12 protein-coding genes are annotated in these 15,481 nt (G+C 72.6%); 3 read left to right on the forward strand and 9 right to left on the reverse strand.

Annotated features, from left to right (window positions below; translation table 11 throughout):
- Positions 1-82 precede the first annotated feature (82 nt).
- The 3 genes from D7147_RS13025 to D7147_RS13035 all read right to left on the reverse strand — a co-directional run bounded on the left by D7147_RS13025 (position 83) and on the right by D7147_RS13035 (position 5,929).
- Complete coding sequence (locus D7147_RS13025; protein WP_120677196.1) at positions 83-3,649, reverse strand: ATP-binding cassette domain-containing protein; 3,567 nt, start codon at positions 3,647-3,649, stop codon at positions 83-85.
- A gap of 173 nt (positions 3,650-3,822) precedes the next feature.
- Complete coding sequence (locus D7147_RS13030; protein ID WP_120677198.1) at positions 3,823-4,662, reverse strand: GNAT family N-acetyltransferase; 840 nt, start codon at positions 4,660-4,662, stop codon at positions 3,823-3,825.
- Positions 4,663-4,717: 55 nt separating this feature from the next.
- Positions 4,718-5,929 (reverse strand): MFS transporter, encoded by a 1,212-nt coding sequence (locus tag D7147_RS13035; RefSeq protein WP_120677200.1) that lies wholly within the window; start codon positions 5,927-5,929, stop codon positions 4,718-4,720.
- A 159-nt stretch (positions 5,930-6,088) separates the two neighbouring features.
- On the opposite strand from D7147_RS13035, the gene D7147_RS13040 reads away from it, so the two are divergent.
- Entirely contained in the window at positions 6,089-6,676 is a 588-nt protein-coding gene (locus tag D7147_RS13040) for a PadR family transcriptional regulator (RefSeq protein ID WP_407663345.1), read from the forward strand.
- Positions 6,677-6,818: 142 nt separating this feature from the next.
- Here the strand turns inward: D7147_RS13040 and ispG are convergent, their stop codons facing one another.
- The 4 genes from ispG to D7147_RS13060 all read right to left on the reverse strand — a co-directional run bounded on the left by ispG (position 6,819) and on the right by D7147_RS13060 (position 11,132).
- Positions 6,819-7,991 (reverse strand): flavodoxin-dependent (E)-4-hydroxy-3-methylbut-2-enyl-diphosphate synthase, encoded by a 1,173-nt coding sequence (gene ispG, locus D7147_RS13045; RefSeq protein WP_120677204.1) that lies wholly within the window; start codon positions 7,989-7,991, stop codon positions 6,819-6,821.
- A 9-nt stretch (positions 7,992-8,000) separates the two neighbouring features.
- The gene (locus D7147_RS13050; RefSeq protein WP_120677206.1) at positions 8,001-9,251 is read right to left on the reverse strand and encodes a M50 family metallopeptidase; all 1,251 of its coding nucleotides are present in this window, start codon (positions 9,249-9,251) and stop codon (positions 8,001-8,003) included.
- A complete protein-coding gene (dxr, locus tag D7147_RS13055; RefSeq protein WP_120677208.1) occupies positions 9,251-10,462 on the reverse strand; it encodes a 1-deoxy-D-xylulose-5-phosphate reductoisomerase in 1,212 nt (403 codons plus the stop codon). The genes D7147_RS13050 and dxr overlap by 1 nt, the downstream gene beginning before the upstream one ends.
- Before the next feature lie 202 nt (positions 10,463-10,664).
- Positions 10,665-11,132: a MarR family winged helix-turn-helix transcriptional regulator gene (locus tag D7147_RS13060; RefSeq protein ID WP_120677210.1), complete on the reverse strand. Its 468-nt coding sequence runs from the start codon at positions 11,130-11,132 to the stop codon at positions 10,665-10,667.
- Between the two features lie 219 nt (positions 11,133-11,351).
- Here D7147_RS13060 and D7147_RS13065 point away from each other — a divergent pair, with 219 nt between their 5' ends.
- The gene (locus D7147_RS13065; RefSeq protein ID WP_120677212.1) at positions 11,352-12,197 is read left to right on the forward strand and encodes an SDR family oxidoreductase; all 846 of its coding nucleotides are present in this window, start codon (positions 11,352-11,354) and stop codon (positions 12,195-12,197) included.
- Positions 12,198-12,435: 238 nt separating this feature from the next.
- Here D7147_RS13065 and D7147_RS13070 read toward each other — a convergent pair whose 3' ends face one another.
- Positions 12,436-12,927 (reverse strand): YcxB family protein, encoded by a 492-nt coding sequence (locus D7147_RS13070; protein ID WP_147437394.1) that lies wholly within the window; start codon positions 12,925-12,927, stop codon positions 12,436-12,438.
- A gap of 134 nt (positions 12,928-13,061) precedes the next feature.
- Here D7147_RS13070 and D7147_RS13075 point away from each other — a divergent pair, with 134 nt between their 5' ends.
- On the forward strand, positions 13,062-14,657 hold the full coding sequence (locus D7147_RS13075; protein WP_120677216.1) for a phytoene desaturase family protein: 1,596 nt from the start codon (positions 13,062-13,064) through the stop codon (positions 14,655-14,657).
- A gap of 60 nt (positions 14,658-14,717) precedes the next feature.
- Here D7147_RS13075 and D7147_RS13080 read toward each other — a convergent pair whose 3' ends face one another.
- Positions 14,718-15,338 (reverse strand): TMEM175 family protein, encoded by a 621-nt coding sequence (locus tag D7147_RS13080; RefSeq protein ID WP_120677831.1) that lies wholly within the window; start codon positions 15,336-15,338, stop codon positions 14,718-14,720.
- Between the last annotated feature and the right edge of the window lie 143 nt (positions 15,339-15,481).

The raw sequence follows: 15,481 nt of genomic DNA on the forward strand, positions 1-15,481 counted from the left end.
ATTGCCGTGATCAAGAGGTTTGCGTCACCGGAGCAGCCGGATCCGACGCAATCCTCTTGATCGACACGGTGGGGTCGGCGGGTCAGCCGGCCAGGTGGGACCAGTCGGGCGCCAGGTCGCGCCAGGGGCCCTGGGCCGCGACCGTGCCGTCGATCAGCACCACCACGTGGTCGGCGCGGACCAGCGCCGCCCGCTTCGAGGTCGAGCCGACCACGGTGACCCCGTGCTCCCGCAGCGCCGCCCAGAGCGCCAGCTCGGTCGTGACGTCCAGCGCGGAGGAGACGTCGTCGGCGACCAGCAGCTCGGTACGCGGCGCGAGGGCCCGGGCCAGCGCCAGCCGCTGCAACTGCCCCCCGGAGAGCCGGGTGCCCTTGTGCCCGATCAGCAGCCCCAGCCCACCGCCGGCCGCGGCCAGGTCGTGTTCCAGCTGGGCGGTGGCGACCGCCGCCGACGCGTCGACCTCGTGACCGAGTGCGATGTTCTCCGCGACGGTGCCGGAGAGCACCCGGGGCAGCTGTCCCACGTACCCGACCTGGTTCGGTCGCAGGAACAGCTCCGGCTCGGTGACCGGCTCCCCGTTCCAGCTCAGCCGGCCGGTGTGGTGCACGATGCCGGCCAGGGCCCGCAGCAGCGACGACTTACCCGCGCCGACGGGGCCGACGACCAGCACCAACTGTCCCCGCTCGACGGTGAGGTCCACGTCCCGGACGGCGAGCGTCCCGTCGGTGTGCAGGGCCCCGAACCCGGTCAGCTCCAACCGGCGCAGCGGACGCCGCGGCGGCACCTCCGGCGCGGGCGCCGTCCCGTTGGTGAGGTCGACTCCGGGCACCGCCGCCGTGTAGTCGGCGATCCCGCTCATCGCCACCGTCCGTCGGGTCCAGACCCGCGCGGACGGGTAGTGGGAGACCAGCGAGGCCGTGGTCCAGGCGAACCAGCGGGCCGCGCCGAGCGTGGAGACGGCCACCAGCGTCGCGCCGGCGGAGAGCCCGCCGGCCAGGTAGAGCCCCCACGCGCCGATCGGCAGCAGCCCGCTGACCACCGACGGGGTGGAGCGCGCCCACACCTGCATGGAGATCTCCCGGCGCTGCCGGTCGCTGCGTACCGTGTCCAGCTTCGCCAGATGGTTCAGCACCGGCGCGCTGGCGCCCGCGAGCTTCACCGTACGGGCGGCGGAGAGCGCGGAGACCAGGGCGGTGGCGAACGCGGCGCGCGCCTTGACGGTGCCGCCGGCGGTGCGCTCCAGCCGGGGCCCGAAGAGCGTCGCCGCCAGCCCGGAGACCACCATCGTCCCCAGGAAGAAGAGCGCCGGTACGAAGCTGCCGGTCACCACTGTCATCGCGACCACGATCACCAGCGAGATCAGCTGGTCCATCAGGTTGTCGGCGAGCTGCACCACGCGCTCGGTGTCACCACCCTGGGCGACCACCTCGGCCGGGGTGTGGGCGCTGACCCGGCGCGGCCCGGTCTGCCCGTGCACCAGGCGCAGGCTGATCCGCAGCAGCTGGCGGATCCACCACTGCGGGAACCACAGATTGGTCAGGTAGGGCAACGGCAGCACGACCAGCAGCGCGGCGGCGATGCCGAGCGCCGGCAGCCAGGGGTCGCCGCCGTCGACCACGTCCGCCCAGAGCCACGGCAGCACCGACCCGTCCAGGCCGAGCAGGGTCAGCACCGTGAACATGGCGATGGAGACCAGCCCGAACCGCGGGTCGTTGACGCCCAGCCGCAGGATCTGCCGCATGGTTCGCGCGGGTGGCGGCGCGGCGGCCGGCGGCGGGTCGGTCCTCGGTACGGCGACCGGCCGCTGCGCCGTCGCCGGCTCGACAAGTCCGCTCGGCTCGACAGGTCCGCTCGGCTCGACAGATCCACTCGGCTCGACGGATGCGCTCGGCTCGGCAGGTCCGGTCGGCTCGGCGAGATCCCATCCCGGGTCCCGCGCCGGCAGCAGGTCCACCCCGCCCCGCCCGCCCGTTCCGGCGTAGGCGCTCGCGCCCGCGGTCGCCAGCAGCTCGGCGAAGCGCGCCGACTCCCGCAGCGGCCCGGCCTCCAGCACCGCGCCGTCGGCGAGCACCACCACCTCGTCGCAGCGGCGCACCGAGGAGAGCCGGTGCGCGATGACGATGCCGATGCGACCGGCGAGCAGCCGTTCGGTGGCCTGCCGTACGCGGGTCTCGGTGACCGGGTCGAGCCGCGCGGTCGCCTCGTCGAGGATCACCACCTGGGGGTCCCGGACCAGGATCCGGGCGAACGCGACCAGCTGTTCCTGCCCGGCGGAGAGCACGTGGCCGCCCTCGCCGAGCCGGGTGTGCACCCCGTCGGGCAGCTCGGCGATCCACCCGGCCAGCCCGAGCTCCGCCAGCGCCCGCTGCGCGTCGTCGAGCAGCGCCGGGTCGAAGAGCGCGACGTTCTCGGCCAGCGTGCCGGCGAGGATCTCGGTGCGCTGCGGCACCACGGCGATCCACCGGCGCAGCAGCTCGACGTCGAGGTCGACGAGGTCGGTGTCGCCGAGGAAGACGGTTCCCCGGGGCACGTCCACGGCGCGGGTGAGCACCTTGGCCAGCGTCGACTTGCCCGAGCCGGTGCGCCCGACCAGGGCGTACGACCGCCCCCGGACGAAGGTCAGCCGGACGTCCCGCAGCGCCGCACCCCGCTCGTCGTCCGAGCCGTAGCGGAAGGTGAGGCCCCGGAGGCTCAGGTCGCCGTCGGTCGGCGTCACCCCACCGGTCGGCTCCTGGACCGCGGCGGAGAGCAGCTGCACCCGGGCCCAGGCGCCGAGCGCGTACTGCAGGTGCGGCACCCAGCGGGCCATGTGCTCGACCGTCGCGCCGAAGGCGATCGCGAGCAGCCAGATGGCGGTCAACCGGGCGCCGTCGACGCGGCCGCTGGCCAACGCCCACGCTCCGGCGAGCACCACGGCGGCGATGCCGGCCCGGATCCCGCCGGCGGCGATGGCGGTCACCCGGGCCGACATCCGGAACACCCGGCCCGCCCGGGCGATCACCTCGGCGGCCCGCCGGGCGTAGAGGCGCAGCACGTAGGGCCGGGCCAGGCTGGTCCGGACGTCGTCCTGCCCGTGCACCGCCTCCTCCATCACGGCGGCGAGGTCGGACCAGGCCTCCTCCTCGGCCATCCGGGCCGGGGCGATGCGCCCGGTGGGTCGACGCAGGACGAGCGTGAGCAGGGTGGTCAGCACGACCATCCCCACGCCGGCCGGCCACCACACGAAGAGCGCGCTCACGGTCGCGAGCAGGCACACCGCGACGCCCTGGACCAGCCGTACGCCGGTGTTCCGCAGCTCGGCGGCGACCTGGTAGACGTCGTTGTCGATGCGGTCGAGCAGTTCGCCGACCGGGGTGGTCTCCAGGGTGGGCAGATCCTGCCCGAGCGCCACCCGACACAGACGCCGCCGGACGTCGGCGGACCAGTCGGCGGTCACCCCGGCCATCAGCAGACCGACCACGACATCGGTCACGACCGCGGCGACCAGCGCGACGGCCAGACCGGTGAACCAGCCGGAGGAGTGGTGCACAAGCACCGGACCGGCGAGCGCGGAGGCGGCCGCCTGACCACCGGCGCCGACCACGACGAGCAGGAGAACCGCCCACATTCGGCGCGGTGCGGTGGCCCAGAGGTCTCGGAGCAGGCGCATGACAGTCCTCCGGACTCTGCTGGGGTGGGGGCGGTGCTGCCAGACTCACTCAGCCGAGCCGGGCGTTCAACACATTTTTCGCAGCTCCGGACCCGCGCACGGGCCACGCGATCGACGTGGATCAGCGTTCGGCGCACCGGACGAGGAGCCGCCGACGGGGCGAGCGCCGGCGGTCAGAAGAGCACGGTGGCGAGCGTGCCGACCGGGCGGAAGCCACACCGTTCGTAGACCCGGCGAGCGGGCAGGTTGAAGTCGTTGACGTAGAGGCTGACCGTCGGCGCGACGCGCAGCAGGGCGTCGCGGACCACGGCCGCCATGGCCGCCGTGGCGATGCCTCGCCCCCGCCACTCGGGGGCCACCCAGACGCCCTGGATCTGCGCGGTCCGCCGGGTCACCACCGCCAACTCGGCCTTGAAGATCACCCGTCCGTCGACGAAGCGGGCGTACGCCCGGCCGCCGCGGACCAGCTCGCTGACCCGCCGGCGGTAGCTGCGCCCGCCATCCTCGGCCAGGGGTGAGACCCCGACCTCCTCGGTGTACATCGCCACGGCCGCCGGGAAGAGCCGGTCGACCTCCCCGGTGCGGACGCGGCGGACCTCCGGGTCGGCGGGGACCACCGGCAGCGCCTCGGTGGCCAGCAGCGGTTGGTTGGGGCGTACGTCCCGGGCCGGCCCCCACACGTCGCAGAGGCGGTCCCAGAGCCCGAGGACGGCGTCGGCCCGACCGACGATCGACGAGCAGAGCCGCTCCTCGCCGGCGAGCAGGTCGGCGAACGCGTCGACGGCCGGGTCGGTGGCGAGCACCGGGGTCAGGTTGCCGCCCAGCCAGCAGATCGATTCGAGGTTGCGTCGGGCGCCGTAGCCGAGGATGCGACCCTCGGCCCGCCACCAGGAGAGCCCGCGCGCGGCGATCCGCTCGGCGACCTGCGCGCCCGCGTACGGGTCGAGGTCGAGTAGGCGCTCGACCGCGCGTCGTTCCGATTCCCCCAGTTGCCGTACCGGCACCGTCAGCACGCCTCCAGCGTGCCAGATCCGCCCCCCGGCCCGCGGGCTGAGTACCGACTCCGTGTCACGCGGCCACCGGCTGCGCCACCCGGGTGCCCTCGGCCCACCGCACCACCGGGGGCACCAGGGCACCGACGGACAGGAAGAACACACCGAGGACCAACCAGCCCGGTACGCCCCAGCCGACCGCGAGCGTGGTCACCACGGCGGGTGCCACCATCGACCCGAGCTGCATGCCCATTCCGTACGCGCCCTGGTACTGACCCTGCGCGTCCGCCGGGGCGAGACCGAACGAGATGCCCCAGCCGGCCGCCGAGTGCCACAGTTCGCCCACCACGTGCACCAGCGACCCGGCGAGCAGCAGCGCCACGGCGGCCGGTCCGGGGACGGTGCCGCTGGCGGCGAAGAGCAGGCAGGCGGCGGCGATCACCACCCCCGCGCGGCGGGCGGCGCGGCCGGCTCCGGCCAGCTCCTCGGTGCCGCGGGAGGCACGGACCTGGAAGAGCACCACCATCACCGTGTTGACCAGCATGCAGGCGGAGATCAGCCAGTGCGGCGCTTCGGTGTGCTCGGCGATCCAGAGCGGCAGGGCGATGTTCAGCAGCCCGAAGTGCATCGACATCAGCCCGTCGAGCACGGTGAAGGCGAGGAACGGGCGGTCCCGCAGGGCCACCAGCCGTGGCCCGTGCGTGGGCGCGGGGACCGGCGGTACGACCGGCAGGCGGAGCAGGATCGCCGCCGCCAGCAGGTAGGTCGCGCAGTCCAGCAGGATCAGCGCCACGTACGCGGCCCGGGTGTCGGCGGCGAGTCCGACACCGGCGACCACCGCGCCGACCGAGATCCCCACATTGGTGACGGCGCGCAGGTAGGCGCGGGTGCGTACGCGCTGTTCGGCGGGGACGGCACCGGCGATCAGCGCGCCTCGGGCACCCCGGTTCGCCGCGTCGGCGATCGCCATGAGCATGCCGACCAGCAGGAAGGTCGGGAAGGACCGCACGGTGACCAGGGCGGCGGTGCACGCGGCGGAGGCGAGCAGCGCGCCGAGCTGGACGCCGCGCGGGCCGCGCCGGTCGGCGAGGTAGCCCATCGGGGTGCTGGCGATCAGGCTGACCAGCGCCGTGAGGGTGAGCCCGAGGCCGACCTGGGCCACGGTCAGTCCGACCGAGCGGGTCAGGAACAGGGCGCTGGCGGTCAGCCAGGTGCCCCGGCCGACTGTGTTGATCAGGGTCGAGAGGGCGAGGGTCCGGGCCGGTCCGGGGTCGGGAAGCAGTCGCACGGTCGGCAGCCTAGCAAGACGTACGTACGGTTTGCAGGCTCACCTTGTCGCCGACACATTGCCGATATATCGTTGATGCATCAGCGATACTTAGACAGGGAGCGGAACATGAGATTCCACCGCGGGCACCACGTGATGCACGAAGCGATGCACGAGGCGATGCACGGCGCGATGCACGGGGCCGTGCACGGCGCGATGCGGGAGGTCCGGATGCGGGGCGGCGGCTTCGGCTTCCCACCCGTGCCACCCATGCCGCACGGGCACGGCGGCGGCCACGGCTGGGGCGGACGGGGCCGTGGCAGGCGACGTCGGCCGAACGTGCGGGCGGCCGTGCTGGCGCTGCTCACCGAGCGCCCGATGCACGGCTACGAGATGATCCAGGAGATCGACTCCCGCACCGGGGGCGCCTGGCGGCCCAGCCCGGGCTCGATCTACCCGACGCTCCAACTGCTGGAGGACGAGGGCGTCATCGCCGCGGCCGAGGACTCCGGCGGCGGGCGGAAGCGGTTCACCGTCACCGAGGCCGGCCGCGCCGAGGCGACCGAGGCAGCCGAGAACCCGCCGTGGTCGGAGCTGGCCCAGGACACCGTCAACAGCTGGCACGACATTCGGGACGCCGGCGGGCAGGCGATGCAGGCGCTGCGGCAGGTGATGATGACCGGCACCGATGACCAGCGCGAGCGGGCCGCCCAGGTGCTCGACGAGACCCGGCGCAAGCTCTACGCCATCCTCGCCGAGTCCGACTGACCCCACGCCCCGAGCCGCCGCGCGCATGCCACGGGGCAGGTTGGGGCAAATATACGGAAAGAGTGGCCATTCCCGCGGGAATGGCCACTCTTTCCGTGTAAGCGTGCCCTGCCCTTCGGGCGTGGGGCGCGGAGGCGGGAGGTCAGTGGACGGTGACGGTGGGGCTGGTGACCAGGCCGCGCAGCTCCTCGGGCAGCTCGGCGCCCATCTCCTCGGCCAGCCGGAGCGCCTCCTCGATCAGCGTCTCCACGATCTGCGCCTCGGGCACGGTCTTGATGACCTGCCCCTTCACGAAGATCTGGCCCTTGCCGTTGCCGGAGGCGACGCCGAGGTCGGCTTCCCGGGCCTCACCCGGACCGTTGACGACGCAGCCCATCACGGCGACCCGCAGCGGCACCGGCAGCCCCTCCAGGCCGGCGGTGACCTCCTCGGCGAGCTTGTAGACGTCCACCTGCGCGCGTCCGCAGGACGGGCAGGAGACGATCTCCAGGCCACGCTCCCGCAGCCCCAGCGACTCCAGGATCTGGCTGCCGACCTTGACCTCCTCCACCGGCGGCGCGGAGAGGGAGACCCGGATGGTGTCACCGATGCCCTCGGCGAGCAGCGCGCCGAACGCCACCGCCGACTTGATGGTGCCCTGGAAGGCGGGGCCGGCCTCGGTGACGCCGAGGTGCAGCGGGTAGTCGCACTGCTCGGCGAGCTGCCGGTACGCCCGGATCATGACCACCGGGTCGTTGTGCTTCACCGAGATCTTGATGTCCCGGAAGCCGTGCTCCTCGAAGAGCGAGCACTCCCAGAGCGCCGACTCGACGAGCGCCTCGGCGGTGGCCTTGCCGTACTTGCTGAGCAGCCGCTTGTCGAGCGAGCCGGCGTTGACGCCGATGCGGATCGGCACCTTGGCCTCACCGGCCGCCTTCGCGATCTCCTTGACCTTGTCGTCGAACTGGCGGATGTTGCCCGGGTTCACCCGGACGGCCGCGCAGCCCGCGTCGATCGCGGCGAAGACGTACTTCGGCTGGAAGTGGATGTCGGCGATCACCGGGATCTGCGACTTCTTGGCGATCGCGGGCAGCGCCTCGACGTCGTCCTGGGAGGGCACCGCGACCCGGACGATCTGGCAGCCGCTGGCGGTGAGCTCGGCGATCTGCTGCAGCGTGGCGTTGACGTCGGCGGTGAGGGTGGTGGTCATCGACTGCACCGAGACCGGCGCGCCACCACCGACCGGCACGGAGCCGACCATGATCTGGCGGCTGGCCCGGCGCGGCGCGAGCGGCGGAGGCGGCACGGGAGGCATTCCGAGGCTGACTGCGGTCACTTCAAACACTCACCTTGAGAAGAGCGTGATCGGGTTGACCACGTCCGCGGTGATGGTCAGCAGCGTGAAGACGCCACCGATCAGGATCACCGCGTACGTGAAGGGCATGAGCTTGAGGTAGTCCACGCGGCCCGGGTCCGGGCGGCGCAGCCGCGCGAACAGCCAGGAGCGGGCCCGTTCGAACCAGGCGATGGCGATGTGGCCGCCGTCGAGCGGGAGCAGCGGCAGCAGGTTGAAGACACCGATGAAGAAGTTCAGCGAGACGAAGAGCATGAAGAAGACCAGCCAGGCGTTGTTCTCCACGGCCTCGCCGCCGAGCCGGCTGGCGCCGACCACGCTGATCGGGGTGTCCACGTCCCGCTCGCCACCGGTGATCGCGTGCCAGAGCGCCGGAACCTTCTGCGGGATCCGCTGCAGGGCCTGCACGGTGCCGACCGCCATCTCGCCGGTGAAGTCGGCGGTGGCGCCGAACGCCCCGACCGGCCCGTACGTCACCCGGGTGGGCGTGCTCGGGATGAGCCCGACGCCGAGCGCGGCGACCGGGCCGACCGCGCCCTCCGGGTCGTCCAGCGGCGGCCGCTCGGTCCGGGCGAGCGTCGCCCGGGTCTCGGCCGGCTGCCCGTCGCGGACGTAGCCGATGGTCGCGGTGCTGCCGGGCTGGACGCCGCGCAGCGCGGTGAGCAGCTGGCCGTAGTTCTCGATCGGCTGACCGTTCAGCGAGGTGATCCGGTCACCGTCGCGGAGCTGGGCCTGCGCGGCGGGGCTGGCGGCGTCGCCGGGCGCGCAGGCCCGGGCGGCGTTCTCCGGCACCACGCAGTCGCTGAGCGCGACGACCGCCGGCTCCTGGCGGACCTGCTCCTCGGTGCTGGGGAAGTTCGGGTTGGGCAGGCCGGCGGAGATGGCCAGGATCCAGAGCGTGACCAGCGCGATCGCGAAGTGGGTGATCGAGCCGGCGGACATCACGATCGTCCGCTTCCAGACGGGGTAGCGCCACATCACCCGCTTCTCGTCGCCCGGCTCGACGTCGTCGTCCTGCGGGGTCATCCCGACGATCTTGCAGAAGCCACCGAGCGGGACGCCCTTGAGGCCGTACTCGGTCTCACCCTTCCGGAAGGACCAGACGGTGGGGCCGAAGCCGACGAAGTACTTGGTGACCTTCATCCCGAACGCCTTGGCGGTGATCATGTGCCCCGCCTCGTGCAGGCTCACCGAGATGAGGATCGCCAGGGCGAAGAGGACCACCCCGATCAGGTATGCCATCAAGCTCCTTCCACCGCCTCGGCGATGATCTCCTGCGCATGCGTACGCGCCCACGACTCGGCCGTCAGCACGTCCTCGACGGTACCTGGTTCGCCGAAGTCCGGAGCGTCGTCCAGGACCCTGGCGAGGGTGTCCACGATGCCGAGGAAGGGCAGCCGGCCGGCCACGAACGCGGCCACGCACTCCTCGTTCGCCGCGTTGTAGAGGGCCGGGCGGCAGCACCCGGCCTCACCCGCGGCCTTGGCGAGGGCGACCGCCGGGAACGCCTCGTCGTCCAGCGGGGCGAACTCCCAGGTGTGGCCGGTCGTCCAGTCGACTGCGGCGGCGGCGTCCGGCACCCGATCCGGCCAGCCGAGGCCGAGGGCGATCGGCAGCCGCATGTCCGGCGGGCTGGCCTGCGCGAGGGTGGAGCCGTCGGCGAACTCGACCATCGAGTGGATCACCGACTGCGGGTGCACCATCACCGTGATGTCGCCGTACGGGACGTCGAAGAGTTCGTGCGCCTCGATCACCTCGAGCGCCTTGTTGACCATGGTCGCGGAGTTGATCGTGACGACCGGGCCCATGTTCCAGGTCGGGTGCGCCAGCGCCTGCTCGGGCGTGACCTGGGTCAACTCGTCGCGCCGCTTACCCCGGAACGGGCCGCCGCTCGCGGTGACCACGAGCCGACGCACCTCGCCCCGCGTACCGCCGCGCAGGCACTGGGCGAGCGCCGAGTGCTCCGAGTCGACCGGCACGATCTGCCCCGCCCGGGTCACCGCGGCCTTGACCAGCGGGCCGCCGGCCACCAGCGACTCCTTGTTGGCGAGCGCGAGCGTACGGCCGGCGCGCAGCGCCGCGAGGGTCGGCGCCAGCCCGAGCGAGCCGACCACCCCGTTGAGCACCACGTCACAGGGCCACTGGGCCAGCTCGGTCATGGCGTCCGGCCCGGCCACGATCTTGGGAAGCTTGAAGTCACCGCTGGTCCAGCCACGCCGGCTCGCCTCGGAGTAGAAGGCGAGCTGGAGGTCCTGGGCGGCGGAGGCCTTCGCCACACCGACCGCCTCGACGCCGAGTTCGAGGGCCTGGGCCGCGAGCAGCTCGACGTTGCCGCCGCCCGCGCCGAGCGCCACCACCCGGAACCGCTCCGGGTTGCGCCGAACGATGTCGATGGCCTGCGTGCCGATCGAGCCGGTGGAACCGAGCAGGACGAGCTCTCGCACGGAAGTCACCCGGCCATTCTTCCCCAGCCGCGCTGTACGTCCGCTGAGAGCCTCAAACTTCGCCGTTGACCTGCTCCGGAGCTGCCGTCGCGGCCTAGCGCGGCGGCGATGATCGACACGAGCTCATGGAAGTCGGGGCATCCACCTGCCCCGGATACCGCGAATTTCATGAAATCGAGTGGATCACCCCTGAAGTCGGGTGGATCGCTGCTCAGCCCTCGGCGTCCCGGCCGCCCGCCGGGAGGCTCGTCGTGCCCTGCTGCAGCACCTCCCGGAACGCCCGGTAGCGGTCCGCACCGATCGCGTCGGAGAGGTCCTGCTCGATCTGGTTCACGAGGGCGTCGGAGACCTCCATGAACCTGAGTCCACGCTCGGTCGGCATGATCAGCCGGGCACGGCGGTCGGCCGGGTCGGGGGCGCGCCGGACGTACCCCAGGCGCTCCAGCTCGTCGAGGATCGCCCCCATCGTCTGCTTGTTGCGGCCGGCCAGCCGGGCGAGTTCGCCGGGGCGCGTGCCCTCGGCGTCCAGATACGCCATGACCGCCCCGTGCCGGGGCCGGACGTCCTCGAATCCCTGTTCCGCGGCGCGGGCGAAGAGCGCGCGCTGGACCCGCGCGGAGAGCTGGACGGCCAGGATGCCGAGGTCGGGATCCTGCTCCTTACGTGTGCTGCGCCTCATCTTTAGTCCAATCATTGGACGGTCTAATATTTGGACTATACCGTGGTCGACGGCATCACCGCCCGGACCTGCCTGACAGTAGGCGGCCCGGTGCCACGTGACAGCGGCCACCCACTCGCCCCCGGCCGATCCGGGCCGGCGCGGGGCGGCACGTAGCGCAACCCGCCGCGGACCAGCCGCAGCAGGATCACGACCCGGGTAACCGTGGAGGAGAGAGTCATGACCATTCTGGTGACCGGCGCGACCGGCATGGTGTCGAGCGAGGTCCTCCGGGCGCTCGCCGGCAAGGCACCGGTACGCGCCCTCGTTCGGGACAAGTCACGCGCCCCCCAGATCGACGGCGTCGAGTACGTCGAGGGCGACCTCGACCGCCCCGCCACGCTGCCGGCGGCGTTCGACGGCGTGACGACGCTCTGGCTGCTGACGCCGATGGGCCCGCTCGCGCCCGCCCAGAGCGCGAACGCGGTGTGGGCCGCCAAGCAGGCCGGGGTGCGGCACATCGTGCGGCTCTCCGCGATCGGCGCCGCGCACGACGCCCCCACCCGCAACGGCCGGCTGCACGCGCTCTCCGACGCCGAGCTGCAGAACTCGGGTCTGGGCTGGACGATCCTGCGACCCACCAACTTCATGCAGAACCTGCTCTCCACCCTGAGCGGGGAGGAGCTGTACGGGCTCTACGGCGAGGGCCGGGTCAACGGCATCGACGTCCGGGACATCGCCGAGGTCGCCGCCGAGATCCTCACCGCGCCAGAGCCGCACGCGGGGAAGGTCTACACCCTCGCCGGCCCGGAGAGCATCACCCTGCATCAGGCGGCCGAGGAGATCAGCCACGCGGTCGGGCGACCGGTGCGGTACGTGTCGCAGACCCCCGACGAGACTCTCGACGGCCTGCTCCAGGCGGGGCTAGACGAGTGGATGGCGGAGGCACTCGCCGAGTACAACGCCGCCTACGGCATCGGATTCGGTGACGTGACCAACGACCATGTCAGCAGCGTCATCGGCCGGTCGCCGCGGAGCATCGCGGAGTTCGTCCGCGACCACCGGCAGCACTTCGCCGGGGCCTGATCGACCACGGCCCCGGGACGGCCCTTCGGTGTGGGTGCGAGCACCGAAGGGCCGCCCCGGCCGCCGGTACGGCGCCGCGCGCTGCCACGGTGCCTTCTTCGGACCGGCGCGTCGATGATCGACACGAGATCGCTGATGTCCGGCATCCCGCCGCCCGGGGCACCGCGACGTCGATACATCGAGTGGAACAGGCCGCAGCTGCGCCGGCGACACCCCGGACCACGCGGGCCCTTTGCCGTCAGGCCGCGATCGCGGCGCCCTCCGGAAGCAGGCCGCGGCCACGGAGGAAGCCGGCGAGCGTCTCGCGGTCGACCGGGGTCAGCCCGGCGATCGGGACCGGAACGACCTGCTGCCGGTTGACCTTCAGAAGCAGCTGGCCGGGAATGGGCTCGACCGACTCCAGCGCCTCCCACCGGATCAGGCTCTCCATCAGCGCCGAGTCCATCCGCACACCCGCGTCGGAGAACTGCCAGGCGATCGGGATGCCGTAACCCTTCCAGCTCGCCTGGACCGCGCTGCGAACCACCACCGCCGGCAGCGCCCAGAAGACGACGGCCCCCGCCAGCCATCCCAGCCCCACCAGCGGATCGTCGGTGAGCAGCGCGGCCGCCGCCGGCAGCAGGAGGATGAAGCCGCAGAGCGTGAAGAGGCGCAGGCTGCGACGGAGCGTACGGCGCAACGCCTGCGTCAGCAGCCGCCGGTCCGGCCGCGTCTCGAAACTGATCATCACGACCCCAGACGATACGACCTCCCGCCCTTCCCCCGGTGATCATGAAGTTATCGCCCGTTGGGAGCGCTCCGTCGGGCAACAACTTCATGATCGCGGGGCTCGGTGGGGGGCGATTCGGTCTAGGGTGCGAGGGCATGAGGAGTGAGATCCCGGCTCGCGCCGACGTGGTGATCGTCGGCGCCGGGCACAACGGCCTGGTTTCCGCCATCCTGCTGGCCCGCGCCGGGCTCGACGTGCTGGTGCTGGAGGCCGCCGACGTGATCGGCGGGGCCACCCGCACCGAGAACCCGTTCCCGAAGGTGCCGGGGCTGCGCCACTCCACCGGCTCGTACCTGCTCGGGCTGATGCCGCCGGAGCTGCTCGCCACGCTCGACGTGAAGATCCCGGTGCTGCGCCGCGACCCGCACTACTTCCTGCCCACGCCGGGCGGCCTGGGCTCGCCGTACCTGCTCTTCGGCAGTGACGCGGCGGCGAGCCGGACGCAGCTCGCCGAGTTCTTCTCCCCCGCCGACGCCGCCGCCGATGACGCCCTCCAGACCGAGCTGGCCGCGCTGCGGGAGGACCTGGCGCCCGCCTGGCTCAGGGAGCCGCTGCCCGTCGAGGAGACCGCCGAGCGCCACGTCCGTCCGGCGCTGCGACAGGTCTTCGTCGACCTGGTCCGCGGCTCCGTCGCCGACTACCTGGCCCGGTTCGACTTCCGGTCCGAGCTGCTGGTCAGCATGTACGCCGTCACCGACGGCCTCTCCGGGCTGAACGCCGGACCGGACGACCCGGGCACCGGCCACAACTTCCTGGTGCACAACATGTGCCGCCTCCCCGGGTCCGGGGGCACCTGGATGATCGCCGAAGGGGGCATGGGCACGGTCTCCCGTACCTTCGCCGAGGCCGCCCGGGCCGCCGGGGCGCGGATCGTTGCCGGTGCCCGGGTCGACGCGATCACCCTGGACGGCGGCGCGGCGAGCGGCGTGGTGCTCGCCGACGGCCGGGAGGTGGCCGCCCGGGTGGTGCTCGGCGCCTGCGACCCGTACCGGCTGATGGAGTTGCTGCCCGACGGCACGCTCCCGGCCCCGCTGAGCGCGCGCATGGCGGCGGTACGGCGACCCGGCACCACCCTCAAGCTGAACCTGGCGCTCACCGGGCTACCCCGCTTCTCGTGCCTGCCGGCGGACGCCCCGAGCCCGTTCGGCTCGACCATCCACCTGCTGCCCGGCTCCACGTCGCTGGTAGGCGGCGGCGGGGAGTCACCGATGGCAGCCCTGCGCGCCATGTGGGCGCAGGTGCAGGCGGGCCACCTGCCGGCGGAGCCGACCATCGAGTGGTACCTGCACACCACGGTCGACCCGTCGCTCTCCGACGGCCAGGGGCACCACTCGTCCGCGCTTTTCGTGCAGTCGGTCCCCTACGAGCTGGCCGGCACCACCTGGGACGCGGCGCTGCCCGGCTACGTTGACCGCCTGGTCGGGATCTGCGAACGGTACGCGCCCGGCACGGCCGACCTCATCGCGGACGCGGTGCCGCTGCCGCCGCCGGGCATCGAGGCGCACTTCGGCATCACCGGTGGACACATCCACCACGTGGACAACACGGTCTCCTTCACCGACCGCATGCCGCACGCCACCGGCGTCGACGGGGTGTACGCGGGCAGCGCCGGCTGTCACCCGGCCGGCAGCGTGATCGGTGCGGCCGGCCACAACGCCGCCAACCGCATCCTCGCCGACCTGACCCACTGATCCGCCCCGGAGCGGTGCGTCGGCGTGGCCGTACACCACCACGGCGATCCCCGGCAGTGGTCAGCGAGCGTAGGAGGGGAGGTCGCCGGGGCCGCGAAGCAGGTAGACGCCGACCAGCACCAGGTAGAGGCTGAGGCTGAGGATCGGGTTGACGAAGACGAAGGCGAACGCGATCAGGTAGAGCAGCGGCCCGAGCAGGAATCGGCGGGCCACCAGCCGGGCCAGCCGGGGATCCAGGTCGGGGTGCAGCAACCCGCGTCGACGCGCCCACCACCAGCTCAGGTTGAAGAAGAGCGCCTCACCGAGCACCGCGCTGACGTAGAGCCCAGCGCTCAGCCGCTGGTCCGCGGCGGGCCCGCGCAGATGGTCCGCGAGCAGGTCCGCGGCGAACGGGATGGCCGCCACGAAGAGCAGCAGGGCCAGGTTGAACACGAGCAGCACCTGGTCCACCCGGACGACGTAACGCCACATGTTGTGGTGGGTGAGCCAGACCTGACCGACGATCGCGAACGTGATCACGTACGCGAGGTACGCCGGCCACTCGTGCCGGAGCGCGCCGACCAGGCCCGATCCGTCGGTGCGGGCCGGGCCGAGCTGAAGCAGGTCGACAGCCATCAGCGTCAGCACGATCGCGATGACCGCGTCGCTGAACGCCTCCACCCGGGAGGCGTCCCGGGCCATCTCGCGGTTCCGTCCGTACCGGTACCGCGCCTCGTCGTCCCCCTCGGTCACGCCCCGCTCCCGCCGATCACCCGGAGGTGGCGTCCACTAGGCGTTCCCGTGGTTCACCACAGCTCCAGGATCGGCCCCGGCGGGGCGGGACG

The organism is Micromonospora musae, from assembly GCF_003626545.1.
GTDB lineage: Bacteria > Actinomycetota > Actinomycetes > Mycobacteriales > Micromonosporaceae > Micromonospora > Micromonospora musae.